Origin of the sequence: Pseudomonas sp. N-137 (assembly GCF_034555295.1) — a bacterium.
Classification (GTDB): Bacteria; Pseudomonadota; Gammaproteobacteria; order Pseudomonadales; family Pseudomonadaceae; genus Aquipseudomonas; species Aquipseudomonas rhizophila.
Genome location: NZ_JAXUDQ010000030.1, coordinates 930,867 through 953,273 on the forward strand (window position 1 = coordinate 930,867; position 22,407 = coordinate 953,273).

14 protein-coding genes are annotated in these 22,407 nt (G+C 61.7%); 7 read left to right on the forward strand and 7 right to left on the reverse strand.

Translation table 11 applies throughout. The annotated features are described in order from the left end of the window. Nucleotides 1-138: 138 nt before the first annotated feature. Nucleotides 139-1,158, forward strand: a complete 1,020-nt coding sequence (locus T3A99_RS25315) for a quinone-dependent dihydroorotate dehydrogenase (protein ID WP_047227154.1) — start codon at nt 139-141, stop codon at nt 1,156-1,158. A 307-nt stretch (nt 1,159-1,465) separates the two neighbouring features. Here T3A99_RS25315 and rmf read toward each other — a convergent pair whose 3' ends face one another. Continuing rightward, the gene (gene rmf, locus T3A99_RS25320; RefSeq protein WP_003223300.1) at nt 1,466-1,681 is read right to left on the reverse strand and encodes a ribosome modulation factor; all 216 of its coding nucleotides are present in this window, start codon (nt 1,679-1,681) and stop codon (nt 1,466-1,468) included. Between the two features lie 531 nt (nt 1,682-2,212). Here rmf and rlmKL point away from each other — a divergent pair. Both rlmKL and T3A99_RS25330 read left to right on the forward strand, forming a co-directional pair. Next, nucleotides 2,213-4,483 (forward strand): bifunctional 23S rRNA (guanine(2069)-N(7))-methyltransferase RlmK/23S rRNA (guanine(2445)-N(2))-methyltransferase RlmL, encoded by a 2,271-nt coding sequence (rlmKL, locus tag T3A99_RS25325; protein WP_139050738.1) that lies wholly within the window; start codon nt 2,213-2,215, stop codon nt 4,481-4,483. A gap of 143 nt (nt 4,484-4,626) precedes the next feature. After that, entirely contained in the window at nt 4,627-7,011 is a 2,385-nt protein-coding gene (locus tag T3A99_RS25330; RefSeq protein WP_322834919.1) for a diguanylate cyclase, read from the forward strand. A 125-nt stretch (nt 7,012-7,136) separates the two neighbouring features. On the opposite strand, the gene dacB is transcribed toward T3A99_RS25330, so the two are convergent. Then, complete coding sequence (dacB, locus tag T3A99_RS25335) at nt 7,137-8,603, reverse strand: D-alanyl-D-alanine carboxypeptidase/D-alanyl-D-alanine-endopeptidase (protein ID WP_076385650.1); 1,467 nt, start codon at nt 8,601-8,603, stop codon at nt 7,137-7,139. A 232-nt stretch (nt 8,604-8,835) separates the two neighbouring features. On the opposite strand from dacB, the gene T3A99_RS25340 reads away from it, so the two are divergent. Then, nucleotides 8,836-9,180 (forward strand): YggL family protein, encoded by a 345-nt coding sequence (locus T3A99_RS25340; protein WP_047227158.1) that lies wholly within the window; start codon nt 8,836-8,838, stop codon nt 9,178-9,180. A gap of 158 nt (nt 9,181-9,338) precedes the next feature. Here T3A99_RS25340 and T3A99_RS25345 read toward each other — a convergent pair whose 3' ends face one another. Then, nucleotides 9,339-10,529 (reverse strand): benzoate/H(+) symporter BenE family transporter, encoded by a 1,191-nt coding sequence (locus T3A99_RS25345; protein WP_173407159.1) that lies wholly within the window; start codon nt 10,527-10,529, stop codon nt 9,339-9,341. 240 nt (nt 10,530-10,769) lie between these two features. On the opposite strand from T3A99_RS25345, the gene T3A99_RS25350 reads away from it, so the two are divergent. Further along, on the forward strand, nt 10,770-11,534 hold the full coding sequence (locus T3A99_RS25350) for a GntR family transcriptional regulator (protein WP_058545542.1): 765 nt from the start codon (nt 10,770-10,772) through the stop codon (nt 11,532-11,534). A 131-nt stretch (nt 11,535-11,665) separates the two neighbouring features. On the opposite strand, the gene guaD is transcribed toward T3A99_RS25350, so the two are convergent. The 4 genes from guaD to xdhA all read right to left on the reverse strand — a co-directional run bounded on the left by guaD (nt 11,666) and on the right by xdhA (nt 17,801). Then, complete coding sequence (gene guaD / locus T3A99_RS25355) at nt 11,666-12,970, reverse strand: guanine deaminase (protein WP_173407158.1); 1,305 nt, start codon at nt 12,968-12,970, stop codon at nt 11,666-11,668. Nucleotides 12,971-12,989: 19 nt separating this feature from the next. Further along, a complete protein-coding gene (xdhC, locus tag T3A99_RS25360; protein WP_173407157.1) occupies nt 12,990-13,832 on the reverse strand; it encodes a xanthine dehydrogenase accessory protein XdhC in 843 nt (280 codons plus the stop codon). Nucleotides 13,833-13,960: 128 nt separating this feature from the next. Continuing rightward, nucleotides 13,961-16,354, reverse strand: a complete 2,394-nt coding sequence (gene xdhB, locus T3A99_RS25365) for a xanthine dehydrogenase molybdopterin binding subunit (protein ID WP_173407156.1) — start codon at nt 16,352-16,354, stop codon at nt 13,961-13,963. Continuing rightward, nucleotides 16,347-17,801: a xanthine dehydrogenase small subunit gene (xdhA, locus tag T3A99_RS25370; protein ID WP_173407155.1), complete on the reverse strand. Its 1,455-nt coding sequence runs from the start codon at nt 17,799-17,801 to the stop codon at nt 16,347-16,349. The genes xdhB and xdhA overlap by 8 nt, the downstream gene beginning before the upstream one ends. A gap of 382 nt (nt 17,802-18,183) precedes the next feature. Here xdhA and T3A99_RS25375 point away from each other — a divergent pair, with 382 nt between their 5' ends. Both T3A99_RS25375 and smc read left to right on the forward strand, forming a co-directional pair. Next, the gene (locus T3A99_RS25375) at nt 18,184-18,843 is read left to right on the forward strand and encodes a GntR family transcriptional regulator (RefSeq protein WP_047227164.1); all 660 of its coding nucleotides are present in this window, start codon (nt 18,184-18,186) and stop codon (nt 18,841-18,843) included. Nucleotides 18,844-18,845: 2 nt separating this feature from the next. Further along, nucleotides 18,846-22,334: a chromosome segregation protein SMC gene (gene smc, locus T3A99_RS25380; protein ID WP_322834920.1), complete on the forward strand. Its 3,489-nt coding sequence runs from the start codon at nt 18,846-18,848 to the stop codon at nt 22,332-22,334. The last annotated feature ends 73 nt before the right edge of the window (nt 22,335-22,407 follow it).

Below are 22,407 nucleotides of genomic sequence, written 5' to 3' on the forward strand. Positions count from 1 at the left end.
TCGTTGGCATGGGTGCCGATGAACGCAAGTGGTGCAAGGCATATGCCATCGCCGCTGTTTTGTGCAGGCGCCTCGCGTGCGTCGTCGTAGCCCGGCTATAATCGCCGCCTCATTTCGTCGCCTGAGTCCAAGCCGCCCATGTACACCCTGGCCCGTGAACTGCTGTTCAAACTTTCCCCGGAAACCTCCCACGATCTGTCCCTGGACCTGATCGGTGCGGGTGGACGTTTGGGCCTCAATGGTCTGCTGTGCAAGGCGCCGGCTAAATTGCCGGTGAATGTGATGGGGCTTGAGTTCCCCAACCCGGTCGGGCTGGCGGCGGGTCTGGACAAGAATGGCGCGGCCATCGACGGTTTTGCCCAGTTGGGGTTCGGTTTCGTGGAAATAGGCACCGTCACCCCGCGTGCCCAGCCGGGCAACCCCAAGCCACGGATTTTCCGCCTGCCGCAAGCCGAGGCGATCATCAACCGCATGGGCTTTAACAACCTGGGCGTCGACCATTTGCTGGGTCGTGTGGCTGCCGCCAAGTACAAGGGCGTGCTGGGCATCAACATCGGCAAGAACTTCGATACACCGGTGGAGCGCGCGGTCGACGATTATCTGATCTGCCTGGACAAGGTCTACGCCCACGCCAGTTATGTGACCGTCAACGTCAGTTCCCCGAACACTCCGGGGCTGCGCAGCCTGCAATTTGGTGATTCGCTCAAGCAACTGCTGGCTGACCTGGCTCGACGTCGCGCCGAATTGGCGGTGATCCATGGCAAGCATGTGCCACTGGCCATCAAGATCGCCCCGGACATGACCGACGAAGAGACCGCACAGGTGGCCCAGGCCCTGATCGACACCGGAATGGACGCGGTGATTGCCACCAACACGACGCTGGGTCGCGAAGGCGTCGAAGGGGTGGAACACGCCGACGAGGCGGGCGGGCTGTCCGGTGCGCCGGTGCGGGACAAGAGCACCCATACCGTGAAAGTGCTGGCCGCCGAACTGGCGGGGCGCTTGCCGATCATCGCGGCGGGTGGCATCACCGAGGGCAAGCATGCTGCCGAAAAAATCAGCGCAGGCGCGAGCCTGGTGCAGATTTATTCGGGCTTTATCTATAAGGGGCCGGCGTTGATTCGGGAATCGGTGGATGCGATTGCTGCACTGCGTTGATTCTCAAGGTGCAACGCGATTCAACTGTGGCGAGGGGATTTAACCCCGCTGGGGCGCGAAGCGGCCCCAAACAGCTCACTCGTTAAACCTGACACTCTGAGGGGCTGCTGCGCAGCCCAGCGGGGTTAAATCCCCTCGCCACAACTGTATTCACAGCCCAGCTTTTTGCAGTGTTCATGAAACCCAGGCATTAAAAAGGGCTCCTCGAAGGAGCCCCCTGGGCCGAAGCCCGCCGTCCGGATGGGACGTGCGTGGTTAAATCGATGTGAGTATCAAATTGTCGAGTTCTTGAGTGTTAAGCCCTGTGTCAGCCGACGGCGTGAAGTTCGTTGAGTCTATGGATACCCGCAGTGCCGGTCATACCGTCCCAGTTGTCGCCGCGTCCTTCTCGCCAGCCATTGATCCAGGCTTGACGTACCGACGGTAGAGTAAAGGGGCAAAGCTCACGGGATTTACCACCAACGCCATATTGGTAACCGCGTAAAAATGCTCTTTCCAACGGATCACGCTTAAGTCTTCTCATAGGGTGTTGCCCTCACTTGTTGACTGTTGCTTAGCGTCGACCTCTATCGAGGCCGGGGCAGAATCATTCTGCCGTTGGCGGCTCGTTGCCGGCGTGACGAGCCAAGGTGTTGACGCCGTTGCGACGTCAACCTGTGTTGAGTTCTAACCAAAGCGTCACATGGATGGAATGATCGTTTTGTCATAAGCACGTAACAATAAAGATGTTAGGGCGATAAGTAACATGATGTTCGTCACCCGCTTTCAGGCAAGACCCCTGTATGATCGGCCCTGCATCGAAGGGTGCAGCCCTCAGGCGAATGAGAATGTCCCCCCGTTGCACTCGGGTACTATTCGACGAAAGGGTCGAGTTTTCACAATTTGTTGCACAGAATTTTTTATCTGCCCTCGCCTCTAAGCTCTTTTAACCTGAGCGGCGAGGGTGGCACGGCACACTTTCGTGCCACACGGGTGCTCTTGAGAAAAGCACCTGATTGAACCCGGCCCGGCAATGCGTTGCCCGGTCCACTTAGCCAAAGGCTCTGGAAATCCCATGTCCGATCGTTTCGAACTCTTCCTCACTTGCCCCAAAGGTCTTGAAGGCCTGCTGATCGAGGAAGCCGTCGGGCTTGGCCTTGAAGAGGCGCGTGAGCACACCTCGGCCGTGCGCGGCATGGCCGACATGGAAACGGCTTATCGCCTGTGCCTGTGGTCGCGCCTGGCCAACCGCGTATTGCTGGTGCTCAAGCGCTTCCCGATGAAGGATGCCGAAGACTTGTACCACGGCGTGCTGGATGTGGATTGGCAAGACCACATGCTCGCCGATGGCACCCTGGCGGTGGAGTTCAGCGGCCACGGCTCGGGTATCGACAACACCCACTTCGGCGCCTTGAAGGTCAAGGACGCCATTGTCGACAAGCTGCGTACCCCGACAGGCGAGCGGCCATCCATCGACAAGCTCAACCCGGACCTGCGCATCCACCTGCGCCTGGACCGCGGCGAAGCGATCCTTTCCCTGGACCTTTCTGGCCACAGCCTGCACCAGCGCGGCTATCGCCTGCAGCAAGGCGCCGCGCCCCTGAAAGAAAACCTCGCCGCGGCCATCCTGATCCGTGCCGGCTGGCCGCGTATTGCCGCTGAAGGCGGGGCGTTGGCTGACCCGATGTGCGGCGTCGGTACCTTCCTGGTGGAAGCCGGCATGATCGCCGCCGACATGGCGCCGAACCTGCGTCGCCAGCAGTGGGGTTTTACCGCCTGGCTCGGCCATGTGCCGGCGTTGTGGAAGAAGCTCCACGAAGAAGCCACCGAGCGTGCCGCTGCCGGCCTGGCCAAGCCACCATTGTGGATTCGCGGCTACGAAGCCGACCCACGGCTGATCCAGCCGGGCCGCAACAACGTTGAGCGGGCGGGCCTGAGCGAGTGGATCAAGATTTATCAGGGGGAAGTCGCCACGTTCGAACCCCGCCCGGACCAGAACCAGAAAGGCCTGGTGATCTGCAACCCGCCGTACGGCGAGCGTCTGGGCGACGAAGCCAGCTTGCTCTATCTCTATCAGAACCTCGGCGAGCGCCTGCGCCAGGCCTGCCTGAACTGGGAGGCCGCAGTGTTCACCGGCGCGCCGGACCTGGGCAAGCGCATGGGCATTCGCAGTCACAAGCAGTATTCGTTCTGGAACGGCGCCTTGCCGTGCAAATTGCTGCTGATCAAGGTCCTGCCCGATCAGTTCGTCACCGGCGAGCGTCGTACCCCGGAACAGCGCCAGGCCGAGCGTGAGCTGGCTGAGTACGATCAGGCGCCGGAAGTACCGCAAGAGCGCCAGTACAACAAGAACGGTAACCCGATCAAGCCGGCTCCGGCTCCGGCTCCTGTGGTCGAGCAGGCCCGTTTGAGCGAAGGCGGGCAGATGTTCGCCAATCGCCTGCAAAAAAACCTCAAGCTGCTGAGTAAATGGGCCAAGCGTGAAGGCGTGGACTGCTACCGGGTCTACGATGCCGACATGCCGGAATACTCCATGGCCATCGACCTGTACCACGATTGGGTTCACGTCCAGGAATACGTCGCGCCAAAATCCATCGACCCGGAAAAGGCCTCGGCCCGGCTGTTCGACGCCCTGGCGGCGATTCCCCAGGCACTGAACGTTGACAAGAGCCGAGTGGTGATCAAGCGTCGCGAGCGGCAGAGCGGCACCAAGCAGTACGAGCGCCAGAGCACCCAAGGCAAGTTCACCGAGGTCAACGAAGGCGGCGTGAAGCTGCTGGTCAACCTCACCGACTACCTGGACACCGGGCTGTTTCTCGACCACCGGCCGATGCGCCTGCGGATCCAGAAAGAGGCGGCCGGCAAGCGCTTCCTCAATCTGTTCTGCTACACCGCGACCGCCAGTGTCCACGCCGCCAAGGGCGGTGCGCGCAGTACCACCAGTGTCGACCTGTCGAAAACCTACCTGGACTGGGCGCGGCGCAATCTGTCGCTCAATGGCTTCTCGGACAAGAATCGCCTGGAGCAGGGCGACGTGATGGCTTGGCTCGAAGCCAGTCGTGACGAATACGACCTGATCTTCATCGATCCGCCGACCTTCTCCAATTCCAAGCGCATGGAAGGGGTGTTTGACGTGCAGCGCGATCACGTCCAACTGCTGGACTTGGCCATGGCCCGTCTTGCACCGGGTGGTGTGCTGTACTTCTCCAACAACTTCCGCAAGTTTCAGCTTGAGGACAATCTGGCGGAGCGTTACGCGGTGGAGGAAATCACCGCCAAGACCATCGATCCGGATTTTGCCCGCAATGGCAAGATTCACCGTGCCTGGAAAATCATGGCCCGCTGACCTGTAGCCGATTGGATCCATGAAAGCCTTGAAACTCAAGGCTTTCAGGCGTTTTTGTGCTGGTCAAAGTGATGGCTAATAGCTATAACTTAAGCCTGTGGATAGGGCAGTACCTACTGCCTGCCCCTTTCTGAGTTGTATTTATGGCATTGCATCAGGTACGCCCCAGAATCCTGGGTTTTATCAGCGAAGATGTGTCGGCCTGGCTGGTGGCTTCGCTGGTGCTGCTGGCCGGTGCGTTCCTGACCGGTTTGCTGACCTGGGCGATGGCCAATCTGTTTGACCAGCAATTGCGCCAGCGCTTTGAACTGCAAGCCGATGAACGCTTTAGCCGTATCGAGGAACGTTTTCAGAACCAGGAGCAACGTCTCGACAGCCTGAGGCGTTTCTTTGCCAATTCGGTCGGGGTTTCCGAGAGGGAATTCCATGGCTATGCCGAAGCGTTGCTGCGGCGCACTCAGGCGTTCGCCTGGGCGCCTCGGGTGCTGCGCGACGAACGATCATCGTTCGAACAACAAGCCCGCACCGAGGGGGGCGATACGTTTTCCATCCGTGAGCCGGACGACTCCGGTGGCTTGCGTCTGGCCGCCGAACGGGACGAATACGTGCCGGTGTTGTACCTCCAGAATCAACCTTCCTTCAAGGCTCCACGGGGCTTGGACCTGCTCGCCCATCCCTTGCGCCGTGCCACCCTTGAGCGCGCTCGCCATCGGGAGACCATAGTGGTATCGCAACCTTTGGACCTGGCGGGAGAGGCCGCCACCGCCACCCGCGGGGTGTTGCTGGTCGCGCCGGTCTCCAAGGCGTGGTCCAAGGAACCTTTCGGTTACGTCGTGGCTGCCGTCAGCATGCGCCAACTGGTGGGTGATGGCCTGCCGGCGCCCGGTCAGGACAACCTTTCGATGCGGGTCATGGACCTGTCCACGGACGATCGGGAGGAAGTGCTGTTCGAGTCACTCGATCCACCGGGCGAAAGTGACTTGTCGGCGACCCGCCTGTTGCGCCTGGCCGATCGTGACTATCGGATAGAGTTGCGGCCCAGTCACATGTTCCTGTCCACCAACCCTTCCTCGGTGGCCAGCCTGGTGGTATTGGGGGGCTTGCTCAGCCTGCTCCTCAGTGCGCTGCTGTATGTGCTGGTCAGCCAGCGACAGCGGGCCCTGCAGTTGGTCGAGCTGCGGACCCGAGAGCTGCGCGAGCGTGAGCAGGAACTGCGGGGCACTCATGGTCAGTTGCGTGGTGTGCTGAATGCCGCGACCCAGGTTGCGATCATCGCCACGGATCTTCGCGGGGTGATCACCACGTTCAATGCGGGCGCCGAGCAGATGCTTGGCTACGACAGCGGCGAGGTTCTGCACTGCATGACCCTCGAAAGCCTTCACTTGCCGCGCGAGCTCCAGGCCCGGGCCGTACAACTTGCTGCGCGTTATGGCAAACCGATTCCCACGTGCCACGCAATGTTGGTCGAGGGCGGCGAACAGGGTGGCCAGCAGGCCCGGGAATGGACTCTGGTGCGCCGCGATGGCAGCCATCTGACCGTGAACATGCTGGCGACACCGATGCTCGATGATCAGGGGCTGTGGGTCGGGCATCTGGCGATCTGCATCGACATCACCGAACGCAAGCGCGTTCATGAGGCCTTGGCCGCCCGGGACCTGTTGCTGAAAAAGCTCAGTGCCCACGTGCCTGGGGGCATCTACCAGTTCAAGATGGATTTCAATGGGCGTTTCAGCGTGATTTATGCCAGTGATGGCATTCGCGATATCTATGAACTGGAGCCCGAGACACTGGTGCGCAACGCCGAATCGATTTTCTCGCGCATCCATCCGCTGGACAGTGCGCGCGTGCGCAGATCGATCCGCACTTCGGCCGACACCCTGAGCCCATGGCGCGAGGAGTATCGCCTGCAGCTGCCGCAGCGGGGGTTGCGTTGGGTGCGCGGCGAGGCCACGCCTGAGGAGCTGCCAGGCGGCGGGGTGTTGTGGCACGGTTATATTTCCGACATTTCCGATCTCAAGCGGGTGGAAGAAGAACTGCGAGCCTTGTCAGTGACCGACGCCCTGACAGGTATTCGCAACCGGCGCTATTTCCAGGAGCGCCTGACCACGGAGATGGCGCGGGTGGAGCGGGGCACCGGCGAGTTGGCGGTCATCATGCTCGACATCGATCACTTCAAGCGCATCAACGATCAGCATGGTCATGCAGTGGGCGATCGGGTGTTGCAGGCGGTTTGCCAGCGCATCACCCAGCGGCTGCGACGTACCGACGTGTTCTGTCGGCTGGGCGGTGAAGAGTTCGTGGTGTTATGCCCGGACACCGACGGCGAAAGTGCCCAGGCCTTGGCCACAGGGTTGTGGGAAGGGCTGCGCAGCGCGCCGATCGAGGACGTGGGTGTCATCACGGCCAGCTTCGGTATCGCCACCTGGCGGGTCGGGGAGGGGGCGGATGCGCTGCTGCTGCGGGCCGACTCGGGGGTGTACGCGGCCAAGCAGGCCGGACGGGATCGGGTTGAGGTGCAGTTGGGGTAGGCGTTCGCGCCGGTGATCGATGTGGGAGCGAGCCTGCTCGCGATAACGGTGTGCCATTCAACATCGCTGTTCACTGGCTGACGCATCGCGAGCAGACTCGCTCCCACATTCAATTTGGTACGGGTTTAGAGCACCGAAGCCGTCTGCGGCAGTTTCGGCTGGCGGTACAGGTCCAGCAGTACCTGGTCCAGCACCGACGAAGCGCCCCATGGCCGCGGATCGTTGAGAATCGCCACGACGGCCCAGGTGTTGCCGTTGATGTCACGGCTGTAGCCCGCGATGGCGCGAACGGTGTTCAGGGTGCCGGTCTTGACGTGCGCTTCGCCGGCCATGGCGGTGGTCTTGAGACGTTTGCGCATGGTGCCGTCGGTGCCGGCGATGGGCATCGAACTGATGAATTCGGCGGAGTACGGGCTGCGCCACGCGGCTTGCAGCATTGCCGCCATTTCCCGGGCACTCACCCTTTCGGCGCGGGACAGGCCGGAGCCGTTTTCCATGACCAGGTGCGGCGCGGTGATGCCTTTCCTGGCCAGCCACTGGCGTACCACCCGCTGTGCCGCTTTGGCGTCGTCACCGTCGGCTTCGTTGCGGAACTCTGCGCCCAGGCTCAGGAATAATTGCTGGGCCATGGTGTTGTTACTGTATTTGTTGATGTCGCGAATGATCTCCGCCAGGTCCGGCGAGAACGCCCGGGCCAGCACCTTGGCGCTGCTCGGGGTCGCCGCCAGGCGGTCCTTGCCCTGAATGCTGCCGCCCAGTTCCTTCCAGATCGCCCGCACCGCTCCGGCGGTGTAGGTGGGGTGGTCCAGCAGCGCCAGGTAAGTCTGGGAGCTGCAACCGTCACCGAGCTGGCCGCCGACGGTCACGGTCACGCTGCCGTCTGCCTGGGGCACCGGGTTGTAGCGCACGCCACCGGTGCATTGCTTGGAGTTGAGTGCCTTGACCTGGTTTTCGATGCGAATGCTGGCAATCGGCGGCTCCACCGACACCAGCACCCGGCCGGCGTCATTGCGGGCGACAAAACGCAGGGCCTTGAGGTTGACCAGCAAGGAGTCGGGCTTGACCAGGAACGGTTTGTTCTTGTCGTTGCCGTCGTCGTTGAATTCAGGCAACTGCGGTTTGATGAAGAAACCACGGTCCAGCACCAGGTCCCCGGTCACCTGTTGCACGCCATTGGCCCGCAGGTCGCGCATCAGCAGCCAGAGTTTTTCCATGTTCAGCTTGGGGTCGCCGCCACCCTTGAGGTACAGGTTGCCGTTGAGAATCCCGCCGCTGAGGGTGCCGTCGGTGTAGAACTCGGTTTTCCACTGGTGATTGGGCCCCAGCATCTCCAGGGCGGCATAGGTGGTCACCAGCTTCATGGTGGAGGCCGGGTTCACCGAGACGTCGGCGTTGTACAGGGTCGGGGTGCCAGGGCCGTTGAGCGGGATCATCACCAGGGACAAGGCGTTGTTTTGCAGCTTGCTGTTCTTGAGGGCCTTTTGCACATTGGGCGTAAGGGCCGTGTTGATAGTGGCGGCGCTGGTGGATGCGGGCAGGGCCAGGGGAAGAAGAAGGCTGGCCAAAAGCAGTGGACGCAAAGATCTGATCATTTGAAATAAAACCCTACGGGCGAGGGGGAAAAAAACGAGGACATGAAAATGAACGCCCTCAACGTCATGAAAGTGTCGGCATTATGCCCCAAGGTGCAACGGCTTGTGCCGTGCCTGAGCCCTTCGGGGCGCTATTTTTTACCGACGGTAGGCCCACACACCCGATCAGGCGGGCAAACAGTGCACCAAACTGGTAGAGTGCCGGCCGTTATTACTTATGAGGATTGTTCCAATGGCGACTAACCGTTCCCAGCGTCTGCGCAAAAAACTGTGCGTGGATGAATTTCAAGAGCTGGGTTTCGAACTGAACCTGGATTTCAAAGAAGATCTGGCCGATGAGGCCGTTGACGCTTTCCTCGACGCTTTCCTGAAAGAAGCCATGGAAGCCAATGGCCTGGGCTATGTTGGCGGCGACGACTACGGTCTGGTTTGCCTGCAGAAGCGTGGCTCGGTGTCCGAAGAGCAGCGTGCGGCCGTTGAAGCCTGGCTCAAGGCGCGTCCTGAGCTGACCAGCGTTGAAGTCAGCCCGCTGATGGACGTCTGGTACCCGGAAAAGCCGATCAATCCGGTCGCTTGATGGTCTGAAACCGGCAGCCCATTTGGGGGCCGGTTTTTTTGTGCCTGTCGGTTGGGGGTATCGTTCCCACGCTCCGCGTGGGAATGCCTCTAGGGACGCTCCGCGTCCAGTGACGCGGAGCGTCACGGGTGGCATGCCCACGCAGAGCGTGGGCACGATCAATCGTTACGCCAGTTCAGGATCACTAAGGTCAACACCCCCGCCACAATCCCCCAGAACGCCGAACCGATGGAAAACAGCGTCAACCCCGATGCCGTGACCATGAAGGTGATCAGTGCTGCCTCCCGTTCCCGGGCTTCGCTCATGGCGATGCTCAAGCCATTGATGATTGAGCCGAACAGCGCCAGCGCCGCGATGGACAGTACCAACTCCTTGGGCAGCGCCGCGAACAACGCCGCCAGTGTCGCGCCGAACACCCCGGCAAGCCCATAGAAAACCCCGCACCAGACTGCTGCCGTGTAGCGTTTGTTACGATCCTCATGGGCGTGGGGCCCAGTGCAGATGGCCGCGCTGATGGCCGCCAGGTTAATGCCGTGGGAGCCGAACGGCGCCAGCAGCAGCGAGGCGATGCCGGTGCTGGTGATCAGCGGCGAGGCCGGTACGTTGTAACCGTCGGCCCGCAGCACCGCGATGCCAGGCATGTTTTGCGAAGTCATCGCCACCACGAACAATGGAATGCCGATGCTGATGGTGGCCGCCAGGGAGAAGTGCGGCGTGGTCCATACCGGTGTGGCGACTTCCAGGGCAAAGCCGCTGAAGTCCAGCAGCCCCATCAAGCCTGACAGAGCTGTACCGATCAGTAACGCCGCCAGCACTGCGTAGCGCGGCGACAGGCGCTTGACGATCAGGTAGGTGAAAAACATCCCCAGCACCAGACCGGTTCGATGCTGGGTGGCGACGAAAATCTCGCTGCCGATCTTGAACAGGATCCCCGCCAGCAACGCCGCCGCCAGCGAGGCCGGAATGCGCTTGACCAGGCGCTCGAAGCTGCCGGTCAGGCCACAGATCGTCACCAGCACCGCGCAGGTGATGTAGGCGCCGATGGCCTCGCCATAACTGACCCCGCCCAGGCTGGTGATCAGCAGCGCCGCGCCGGGTGTCGACCAGGCGATGGTGATCGGTGTGCGATACCGCAACGACAGGCCAATGGAGCACACGGCCATGCCGATGGAAATCGCCCAGATCCACGAAGAAATCTGCCCGCTGGTCAGCCCTGCCGCCTGTCCGGCCTGGAACATCAACACCAGCGAACTGGTGTAGCCGGTCATCATGGCGATGAAACCGGCGACGATCGCCGATGGCGATGTATCGGCCAACGGACGAAGTGGCGTGGTCGTGACTTCGGTCATGGTGGGCGGTGGTCCTTGTTGTAAATTGCAGGAGGGCGGGGGCCACAGATTCGGGGTTTAAGCCTAAACTCAACTCCATTGCCAATTGCAATACAGCCACGTCCGTAAACAGCCGTACAGTCGTGTTGCCATCAGAGGTTGTGTACAATCGACGTATTATTTACGTGATACTTGTCAGCGACCCGCTGAGGCGTATTACAGTCACGGTCAATTCGCCGCAGTTCTCCGACTCGAGTGCCCATGAACGAACAGTTGCAGCCCCTCAAGAAACAACCGCGAGCAGGCAAAGCCGGCCGCAGCGGAACCCAGGACGATATTGTCTATGCGCATATTTTCGAGGCCATCCTCGAACAGCGTCTGGCGCCCGGTACAAAGTTGAGCGAAGAGGCGTTGGGGGAGATTTTCGGGGTCAGTCGCACCATCATTCGCCGCGCGTTGTCACGCCTGGCCCACGAAGGCGTGGTGCTGTTGCGGCCCAATCGCGGCGCCGTGGTGGCCAGCCCGAGTGTTGAAGAGGCCCGCCAGGTATTCATGGCCCGGCGTCTGGTGGAGCGGGCCATCACCGAACTGGCCGTGCAGCACGCCACCGCCGAGCAGCTTGCCGAGCTGCGGCAGATGGTCAGCGACGAGCGCGACAGTTTTTCCCGTGGTGACCGTGGCGCCGGCATCCGCCTGTCAGGCGAGTTCCACCTCAAGCTGGCCGAGGCGGCGAGGAACGCCCCGCTGATCAGCTTCCAGCGCAGCCTGGTGTCGCAGACCTCGCTGATCATCGCCCAGTATGAAAGCGGCAACCGCTCCCACTGTTCCTACGACGAACACACCCAATTGATCGACGCCATCGAGGCCCGCGATGCCACCCTGGCGGTGGACCTGATGATGCACCACATGGACCACATCGACAGCAAGCTCAACCTCGACGAAGAAAGCGCGTCGGATGATTTGCATGCGGTGTTTTCGCATTTGTTGCAGAGCAAGAAGCCAGGGCGGTCGACGGCCAAGCTTTGATGAGTTGAATCAGTCATACCGAGTTGCCTTCATCGCGAGCAGGCTCGCTCCCACAAGGGTTATGTGATTGACACAAATCCACTGTGGGAGCGAGCCTGCTCGCGATTGGCAGTCTGACAGGCGCTAGAAATCTAGCGCTGATGCACCAACCGGCCCGCCGCAAAGGTCTGCGCCACCGTCCGGTCATCCCCCAGTGTCATCAACACAAACAACTTCTCGGCAATGTCCCGGGCCTGCTTGAGGCGATAGCTCAACAGCGGCGTGGCGTTGTAGTCCAACACCAGAAAGTCCGCATCGCTGCCCTGCTGCAAGGTCCCGATCCGGTCTTCCAGGCGCAAGGCCCGGGCGCCGCCAAGCGTGGCCAGGTACAGCGACTTGAACGGGCTCAGGCGGGCGCCCTGCAACTGCATCACCTTGTAGGCTTCGTTCAGGGTTTGCAGCAGCGAAAAACTGGTGCCGCCCCCCACATCCGTACCCAACCCCACGTTCACTTTGTGCTTCTCGGCCATTGGCAGGTTGAACAGGCCGCTGCCGAGGAAAAAGTTCGAGGTCGGGCAGAACGCGATGGCCGAACCGGTCTCGGCCAGGCGCGCGCATTCGTCGTCACACAGGTGCACGCCGTGGGCGAACACCGAGCGTTCGCCGAGCAGTTGGTAGTGGTCGTAGACGTCCAGATAACCTTTGCGCTCGGGGAACAGTTCCTTGACCCATTGCACTTCCTGCAGGTTCTCACTGATGTGAGTCTGCATGTACAGGTCGGGATATTCCCCCAGCAACTGACCCGCCAGGGCCAGTTGTTCCGGCGTGCTGGTCGGCGCAAAACGCGGGGTCACGGCGTAATGCAGGCGGCCCTTGCCATGCCAGCGCTCGATCAGCGCTTTGCTTTGGGTGTAGCTGGATTCGGCGGTGTCGATCAGGTAGTCCGGGGCGTTGCGATCCATCATCACTTTGCCGGCGATCATCCGCAGGTCGAGTTTCTCGGCCACCTCGAAAAACGCGTTCACCGATTGCGGGTGCACACTGCCAAACACCAGCGCGGTGGTGGTGCCGTTGCGCAGCAGTTCCTTGACGAAAATATCGGCGACGGCGTCGGCATGAGCCTTGTCGGCGAACTGACTTTCGCAGGGGAAGGTGTAGGTGTTGAGCCAGTCCAGCAATTGCTCGCCGTAAGCCCCGACCATGCCGGTCTGCGGCAGGTGGATGTGGGTGTCGATGAAGCCGGGCGTGATCAGTGCGTCCTGGTAATGAGTGATCTCGATGTCGGCCGCCAGGGTCGGCAGCAATTCGCTGGCGTGGCCGATGGCGCTGATCTGGCCGTTTTCCACCACCAGCAGGCCGTCTTCAAAATATTCATAGGACGCTTCAATGCCGACTTCGGCAGGGTCGGCGAGGCTGTGGAGCAGGGCGGCGCGGTAGGCTTTACGTGTCAGGGGCATGGGAATTCTCAACGATTGTTCAACGGTTCGCCTGGCTGCGGCGCGAGGCCGGCAACAGCTTGGCAATCGGTTCGGCGCGCGTGGTGTGCTGGCCGAAATCCGCGTTATAGGTGGCGATGATTTCACCGGCGATGGAGATGGCGATTTCCACAGGCAACTTGCCTTTGACGTCGCCAATGCCCATCGGGCAGCGCATGCGCTGCAAGGTGCTGCTGTCGAAGCCGCGCTCGCGCAGGCGATGTTCGAACTTGACCCGTTTGGTTTTCGAACCGATAAGGCCGAAGTAAGCGAAGTCGTTGCGCTTGAGGATCGCGGCGCTCAGTTCCAGGTCGAGCTGATGGTTGTGGGTCATGACGATGCAGTAGCTGCCGGCGGGCAGTTCGTCGATTTCATCCAGCGGCTCTTCGCTGACGATCTTGCGCACGCCGTGGGGCAGGTGTTCAGGAAACTCCGCTTCCCGGGAGTCGATCCAGCGCACCTTGCAGGGCAGGCTCGCCAGCAGCGGCACCAGGGCGCGGCCGACGTGGCCGGCGCCGAATACGGCGATCTGCGCCTGGACCTGGCCCATGGGTTCGAACAGCAACACGGTCACGCCGCCGCAGCACTGGCCCAGGCTGGCGCCGAGGCTGAAGCGCTCCAGATGGGTGCTTTGCTGGCCGCTGGCGAGCATCTGCCGGGCGATCTCCATGGCTTTGTATTCCAGGTGGCCGCCACCGATGGTGTCGAACGTCTGGCTGGCGCTGATCACCATCTTCGAACCGGCATTGCGTGGGGTCGAGCCGAGTTCTTCGATGATCGTCACCAGCACGCAGGGTTCACCGCGATCTTGCAGGTCGGCGAGGGCGCTGATCCAGTTGTACATATTTCACCTCAACTGATCGTTCCCACGCTCTGCGTGGGAATGCATCTTTGGACGCTCCGCGTCCGCTCTTCAAACTTCGACGCAGAGCGTCGGGGGTTGCATTCCCACGCAGAGCGTGGGAACGATCATCAAATGGCTTCGGGCTCGGCTTCCTTAACCTTCGCCACCCGCAACCCACGCATCTGCTCACACCCCCACAACACCCGCTCCGGTGTCGCCGGTGCATCGATTTTCGGCTGGTGCTGGTAATCCCCCAGGCTCGCCACGGCATCCTTGATGGCGCACCACGCGGCGATGCCGAGCATGAACGGCGGTTCGCCCACGGCTTTGGAATGGAACACCGTGTCTTCCGGGTTCTTGCGGTTTTCCACCAGCTTGACCCGCAGATCCAGCGGCATGTCGGCCACCGCCGGAATCTTGTAGCTGGCCGGGCCGCAGGTCTGTAGCTTGCCTTTGTCGTTCCATACCAGCTCTTCCATGGTCAGCCAGCCCATGCCCTGGATGAAACCGCCCTCGACCTGGCCGATGTCGATGGCCGGGTTCAGCGAGGCGCCGACGTCGTGGAGGATGTCGGTGCGCAGCATCTTGTATTCGCCGGTCAGGGTGTCGACGATTACCTCGGCGCACGCTGCGCCGTAGGCGTAGTAGTAGAACGGCCGGCCCCGGGCCTGGCTGCGGTCGTAATAGATTTTCGGGGTCTTGTAGAAACCGGTGCTCGACAGCGAGACCTGGGCGAAATACGCCTGCTGCACCAGCGCCTCGAACGTCAGGATGTGATCGCGCACCCGCACATGGCCGTTGTGGAACGCCACGTCTTCTTCGCTGACCTTGTACTGCCGCGCGGCGAACTCCACCAGGCGCTGCTTGATGGTTTCGGCGGCATTCTGCGCAGCCTTGCCATTGAGGTCGGCACCGCTGGAGGCAGCGGTGGGCGAGGTGTTCGGCACCTTGTCGGTATTGGTCGCGGTGATCTGTACCCGGTCCATTTCCACCTGGAACACTTCGGCCACCACTTGCGCGACTTTGGTGTTCAAGCCCTGGCCCATTTCCGTGCCGCCATGGTTCAGGTGGATGCTGCCGTCGGTATAGACATGAATCAGCGCCCCGGCCTGGTTGAGGAAGCTGGCGGTGAAGGAAATACCAAATTTCACCGGGGTCAGCGCCAGGCCTTTTTTCAGGATCGGGCTATTGGCGTTGTAGCGGCGGATCGCTTCGCGGCGCTCGGCATACTGGCTGCTTTGCTCGAGTTCGGCGGTCATCTCCTCGAGCATGTTGTGCTCGACGGTCTGGTAGTAGTGGGTGACGTTACGCTCGGTCTTGCCGTAGTAGTTGGCCTTGCGCACCGCCAGCGGATCCAGCCCCAGATGCCGGGCGATGGCGTCCATCACCTCTTCGATGGCGACCATGCCTTGCGGCCCGCCGAAGCCACGGTAAGCGGTGTTCGACGCGGTATTGGTCTTGCAACGATGGCCGTTGATGGTTGCATCGCCCAGGTAGTAGGCGTTGTCGGCATGGAACATCGCCCGGTCGACAATCGAGGCCGACAGGTCTGGCGAGCAACCGCAGTTGCCGGCCAGCTCCAGGGCAATACCGTGCAGGCGCCCGGTGCTGTCGAAGCCGACGTCGTATTCGATGTAGAAAGGGTGGCGCTTGCCGGTCATCAGCATGTCTTCGACCCGGGGCAGGCGCATCTTGGTCGGTTGGCCGGTGAGGTGGGCGATGACCGCGCACAGGCACGCCGGGCTGGCGGCCTGGGTTTCCTTGCCACCAAAGCCGCCGCCCATGCGGCGCATGTCCACCACGACTTTGTTCATCGAAATGTCCAGCACTTCGGCCACCAGTTTCTGCACTTCGGTGGGGTTCTGTGTGGAGCAGTAGACGATCATGCCGCCGTCTTCGGTGGGCATCACCGAGGAAATCTGGGTTTCCAGGTAAAAGTGTTCCTGGCCGCCAATGTGCAGCGAGCCCTGGATGCGATGCTCGGCGCTGGCCAGTGCCGCCGCCGAATCTCCGCGCTGGTGGGTGTGGCTATCCAGCACGAAATGCCGCTTGCGCAGGGCCTCGACCACGTCCAGCACCGGTTCCAGATCTTCGTATTCGATGATGGCCGCCATCGCTGCCTTGCGCGCGGTTTCCAGGTCCCTGGCGGCAACGGCCAGCACCGGTTGGCCGACGAACTGCACGTCATCGATGGCCAATAGCGGGTCACCGGGCAGCAGCGGGCCGATGTCCTTGAGGCCGGGCACGTCTGCATGGGTGATGGCGATGCGCACGCCTTCGAAGGCGTAGCAAGGCGCGGTGTCGATGCGCAAGATCCGGGCGTGGGCGCGGTCCGACAGCCGGGCATAGACGTGCAACTGGTTCGGAAATTCCAGGCGATCATCGATGTACTGGGCTTCGCCGGACACATGCTTGGCGGCGCTGTCATGCTTGACGCTGCGGCCCACGCCGGTGGTCAGGTCGCGGGCGAACAGTTCGGCCAGCTCGGCTTGAGTCTTCTCTACGGCGTGATGGTTAGACATAAGCGGTCACCCGAGTCTCGATGTGCGGCGTTTGCAGTTCGATGAAGTATTTGCGCAGCAGGTTGCGGGCGCTGAGCAGGCGGTATTCCTTGCTGGCGCGGAAGTCCGACAGCGGTGTGAAGTCCTCGGCCAGTGCGGCGCAGGCACGTTCGACGGTGTTGTCGTTCCACGCGGCACCGATCAACGCGGCTTCACAATGCTTGGCGCGCTTGGGCGTCGCGGCCATGCCACCGAAGGCCATCCGGGCGTCCTGGACCACGCCATGCTCGATACGCAGGTTGAACGCCGCGCATACGGCGGAAATGTCATCGTCCAGGCGCTTGGAGACCTTATAGGCGCGGAACGCCTGCTCGGCGCTGGCCCGGGGCACGATGATCTTCTCGATGAATTCGCTTTCCTGGCGGGCGGTCACCCGGTAATCGATGAAATAGTCTTCCAGCGCCAGGGTGCGACGGGTCTGGCCCTTGCACAAGACGATCTGCGCGCCGAGGGCGATCAGCAAGGGCGGCGAGTCGCCAATCGGCGAGGCGTTGCCGATGTTGCCGCCCAAGGTGCCCTGGTTGCGGATCTGCAACGAAGCGAAGCGCTGCAGCAGTTCGCCGAAGTCCGGGTATTCAGCCTGCAAGGCTTCGTAGCAGTCGGAGAGTGCGGTGGCGGCGCCAATCTCCAGGCGATCGGCGAAACGCTCGATACGCTTGAGCTCAGCGACGTTGCCCACGTAGATCATCACCGGCAGGGTGCGATGGAACTGGGTGACCTCCAGGGCCAGGTCCGTGCCACCGGCCAGCAGGCGCGCCTGGGGATACGCGTCATAAAGATCGGCCAGGTCGGCCACGGTCAACGGCACCAGGCAGCGTTTGTCGCCGCTGTTGAGTTCACCCGTGTCAGTCGGTGCGATGGCTTTGAGGCGAGTGATGGTCTCGGCTTCGCGGGCGTCGAACTGGTCCGCTTGCCTGGCGCAGCAGACCTGCTCGGCGGCCGCCAGAATCGGCCGGTAGCCGGTGCAGCGGCACAGATTGCCGGCCAAGGCTTCGTGGGCCTTATGGGCGTCGGGCTGTTCGCTGTTCTTTTGCAGGGCGAACAGGGACATCACGAAGCCCGGTGTGCAGAAGCCGCATTGCGAACCGTGGCAATCGACCATCGCCTGTTGGACGCTGTGCAACTGGCCCTGGTGCTTGAGGTCTTCGACGCTGATCAACTGCTTGCCGTGCAGGGACGAGACGAAGGTCAGGCACGAATTGAGGCTGCGATAACGAATGCGTTCACGGCCGTCCTCGTCGGTCTGCAACTCGCCCACCACCACGGTGCACGCACCACAGTCGCCGCTGGCGCAGCCTTCTTTGGTGCCGGATTTGCCGAGGTGTTCGCGCAAATAGTTGAGCACGGTCAGGTTCGGGTCCAGGGCGTGCTCGCTACGGAGTTCCTGGTTGAGTAAAAACTGGATCACGGAAGGCCTCGCAGACTCATTATTGTTGTATCGACTTGGGCTGAATTTAGCAGGTCTGACTTTGCGGTCAACGATTTTCTGACTTAAAGGTCAAGAAAATCCGCTTGGTCGATGAACAACGGTCTATAGACACTGTAGAACCCTGTGGGAGCCGAGCTTGCTCGCGATGACGGCGGTACATTCAGTATGGATGCATGCTGACAGACCGCTATCGCGAGCAAGCTCGGCTCCCACAGGTTCTTCCACAGATTCTGTTTCAGGATGAGGGCTCAAACTTTTTTGCTTGGATCGTGCCAAAAACCCGCTGCAGGCCCTGCGCCATGACGTATTGAGTGCGCTACACTGCGCCGCTTGTGCAAATCGAAGAGTTTGAAGGACAACCATGACGTTCAAGGCCCCGGACAGCCTCGCCGAGCAAATCGCCCATCACCTGGCCGAGCGCATCATTCGTGGTGAAATGAAGCCGGGCGAGCGCATCCAGGAGCAGAAGGTCACGCTGGCGCTCAACGTGAGTCGCGGTTCGGTCCGTGAGGCTTTGCTGATACTGGAGCGCCGGCATCTGATCGCGATCCTGCCGCGCCGTGGTGCACACGTCACCGAATTGAGCGAACACAAGGTGCGCAGCCTCTGTGCGCTGATGAGCGAGCTGTACATCCTGCTGGGCAATGCCGTGGCTCATGGCTGGCAGGAACAGGCCGACATGGCGCCGTTCATCGAGATCCAGCAGCGTCTCCAGGACGCCTTCGCGCGCCAGGACATCCGCACCTTCGTCGATGAAAGTTTCAGCGTGATGCGCGCCGCGTATCCCTTTGCCAACAACCCGTACTTGCAGGAAACCGTCGAGAACCTGCAACCGGCCATGAGCCGCGCCTACTTCCTGGCCCTGGAACAACGCAAGGCCGAGATGAGCGAATTCCTCGACCTGTTCCAGCGCCTGCTGACTGCTGTGCTGGCCCGTGATTTGCCGCAGATCCGCATCGTGCTGACGGCCTATGCCCAGCGCAGTTGCGATCTGGTGGTTTCTGCCCTGACGGCGGCCTGAACGTGCGGCTCAAATGCATCAAACTGGCGGGGTTCAAATCCTTCGTCGACCCGACCACGGTGAACTTCCCCAGTAACATGGCGGCGGTGGTCGGGCCCAACGGTTGCGGCAAGTCGAACATCATCGACGCCGTACGCTGGGTGATGGGCGAGAGCTCGGCCAAGAACCTGCGCGGCGAGTCGATGACCGACGTCATCTTCAACGGCTCCACCAGTCGCAAACCGGTGAGCCAGGCGAGCATCGAGCTGGTGTTCGACAATTCCGACGGCACCCTGATTGGCGAGTACGCGGCCTACGCGGAAATCTCCATTCGCCGCAAAGTGACCCGCGACAGCCAGAACAGTTATTTCCTCAACGGCGCCAAATGTCGACGTCGCGATATCACCGATATTTTCCTCGGCACCGGCCTCGGCCCGCGCAGCTATTCGATCATCGAGCAGGGCATGATCTCCAAGCTGATCGAGGCCAAGCCCGAAGACCTGCGCAACTTCATCGAAGAAGCCGCCGGCATCTCCAAGTACAAGGAGCGGCGCCGCGAGACCGAAAACCGCATCCGTCGCACCCACGAAAACCTGGCCCGCCTGACCGACCTGCGCGAAGAACTCGAACGCCAGCTCGAGCGCTTGCACCGCCAGGCCGAAGCCGCCAAGAAATATCAGGAATACAAAGGCGAAGAACGTCAGCTCAAGGCCCAGCTTTCGGCCCTGCGCTGGCAGGCGCTGAACGAGCAGGTCGGCCAGCGCGAGGCGATCATTGGCAATCAGGAAGTCAGCTTTGAAGCCCTGGTGGCCGAGCAGCGCAATGCCGACGCCGCCATCGAGCGCCTGCGTGACGGCCACCACGACCTGTCCGAACGCTTCAACCTGGTGCAAGGGCGCTTCTATTCGGTGGGTGGCGACATCGCCCGGGTCGAGCAGAGCATCCAGCACGGTCAGCAACGGCTGCGCCAGCTGCAGGATGATTTGAAAGAGGCCGAGCGCGCGCGCCTGGAAACCGAATCCCACCTGGGCCACGACCGCACGTTGCTGCTGACCCTGGGCGAAGAACTGGACCGGCTCACGCCCGAGCAGGAACTCACCAGCGCCGCCGCCGAAGAGGCTGCCGCCGCCCTGGAAGAAGCCGAGCTGAGCATGCATGGCTGGCAAGAGCAGTGGGACAGTTTCAACCTGAGCTCTGCCGAGCCGCGGCGTCAGGCCGAAGTCCAGCAGTCGCGCATCCAGCAACTGGAAGCCAGCATGGAACGCCTGGCCGAGCGTCAGCGCCGTTTGGCCGAAGAGCGCGCCTTGCTCGCGGCGGACCCTGAAGACGCGGCGATTGTCGATCTGAGCGAACAACTGGCTGCCAGCGAAGCCACCCTTGAAGACTTGCAAGCCAGCGAAGATGCCCAGGTCGAGCGGCTCGAGCAACTGCGCCAGGCCTTGCAACTGGCCCTGCAGAATCAGCAGCAGGCCCAGGGTGAATTGCAGCGCCTCAATGGCCGTCTGGCTTCGCTGGAGGCCTTGCAGCAAGCGGCGCTGGACCCCGGCACCGGCGCTGCCGAATGGCTGCGCGACCAGCATCTGGCCGAGCGTCCGCGACTGGCCGAAGGCCTGAAGGTCGATGCCGGTTGGGAACTGGCGGTGGAAACCGTGCTGGGCGCCGATCTGCAAGCGGTGCTGGTGGATGACTTCGCAGGCTTCGATCTGTCGGGCTTCACCCAGGGCGATCTGCGCCTGCTCAGCCCGGCTGGCGATGGCGTGCGGATGCCGGGCAGCTTGCTGGATAAAGTCGAGGCCCAGGTCGACCTGTCTCCCTGGTTGGGGCAGGTGAAACCGGTGGACAGCCTTGAACAGGCCTTGGCCCTGCGCGGACAACTGGCGGCCGGGGAAAGCCTGATCAGCCGGGACGGCTATTGGGTCGGTCGGCATTTCCTGCGGGTGCGCCGGGCCAGCGAAGCCGAGAGCGGCATGCTTGCCCGAGGCCAGGAAATCCAGCGCCTGAGCGCCGAGCGTGAAGAACGCGAAGCGAGCGTCGAAGCCCTGGAAACCGAATTACAGAATCTGCGGGCGCAACAGCGCCAGCAGGAGAATGGTCGCGAACACTTGCGTCGGTTGTTGCAGGACGAAGCACGCCAGCAGGGCGAGCTCAAGGCGCAGTTGTCCGCCGGCAAGGCCAAGGTTGAACAACTGGCCTTGCGCCGCACGCGCCTTGAGGAAGAAATCGCCGAGCTGGGCGAGCAGCGGGCGCTGGAGCATGAGCAGATCGGTGAAGCGCGCCTGCAACTGCAGGAAGCCCTCGATGCCATGGCCGTGGACACCGAGCAGCGCGAGTTGCTGCTGGCTCAGCGCGACAGTCTGCGCGAACGCCTCGACCGGGTGCGCCAGGATGCCCGCCAGCATAAGGATCACGCCCATCAGTTGGCGGTGCGCCTGGGCTCGCTCAAGGCCCAGTACGATTCCACGCGCCAAGCGTTGGAGCGGCTGGAAATGCAGTCCGAACGCCTGACCGAAAAGCGCGAGCAATTGAGCCTGAACCTGGAGGAGGGCGAAGCGCCGCTGGAAGAGTTGCGCCTCAAACTCGAAGAGTTGCTCGACAAGCGCATGAGCGTTGATGAAGAACTCAAGACTGCGCAAATTGCCCTGGAAGATGCCGACCGCGAACTGCGCGACGCCGAAAAGCGTCGTAGCCAGGCCGAACAGCAATCCCAGCTGATCCGCAGCCAGATGGAACCGCAACGCATGGAATGGCAGGCCCTGACGGTGCGCCGCAAAGCCTTGCAGGACCAATTGCTGGAAGACGGCTACGACCTCGACGGCGTGCTCTCCACGTTGGTGGCCGGGGCCAACGAGAAAGACGCCGAAGAAGAGCTGGAACGCATCGCCGCGCGCATTCAGCGTCTGGGCGCTATCAACCTGGCGGCCATCGACGAGTACCAGCAGCAGTCCGAGCGCAAGCGCTATCTGGATGCCCAGAACGACGATCTGGTGGAAGCGTTGCAGACCCTGGAAAACGTCATCCGCAAGATCGACAAGGAAACCCGTAATCGCTTCAAGGATACCTTTGATCAGATCAACGGCGGTTTGCAGGCACTTTTCCCGAAAGTTTTCGGTGGCGGCAGCGCTTACTTGGAACTGACGGGCGAAGATTTACTCGATACAGGGGTGACCATCATGGCGCGTCCCCCGGGCAAGAAGAACAGCACCATCCATTTGCTCTCCGGGGGTGAAAAAGCGCTGACGGCATTGGCCCTGGTTTTTGCCATTTTCAAATTGAACCCGGCGCCGTTCTGCATGCTCGATGAGGTGGACGCGCCGCTGGACGACGCCAACGTGGGGCGTTATGCGCGGCTGGTAAAAGAGATGTCTGAAACGGTGCAGTTCATCTACATCACCCACAACAAGATCGCCATGGAAATGGCCGACCAGTTGATGGGCGTGACCATGCATGAGCCGGGTTGCTCGCGTCTGGTGGCCGTGGATGTGGAGGAGGCGATGGCGATGGTGGACGCGTGAAACACTGCTTGTAGGGCATCTATTTAGGATGCTGTAGGATTTTTTTGAGCCTTGGGCTTGTCGTTCAATTCAC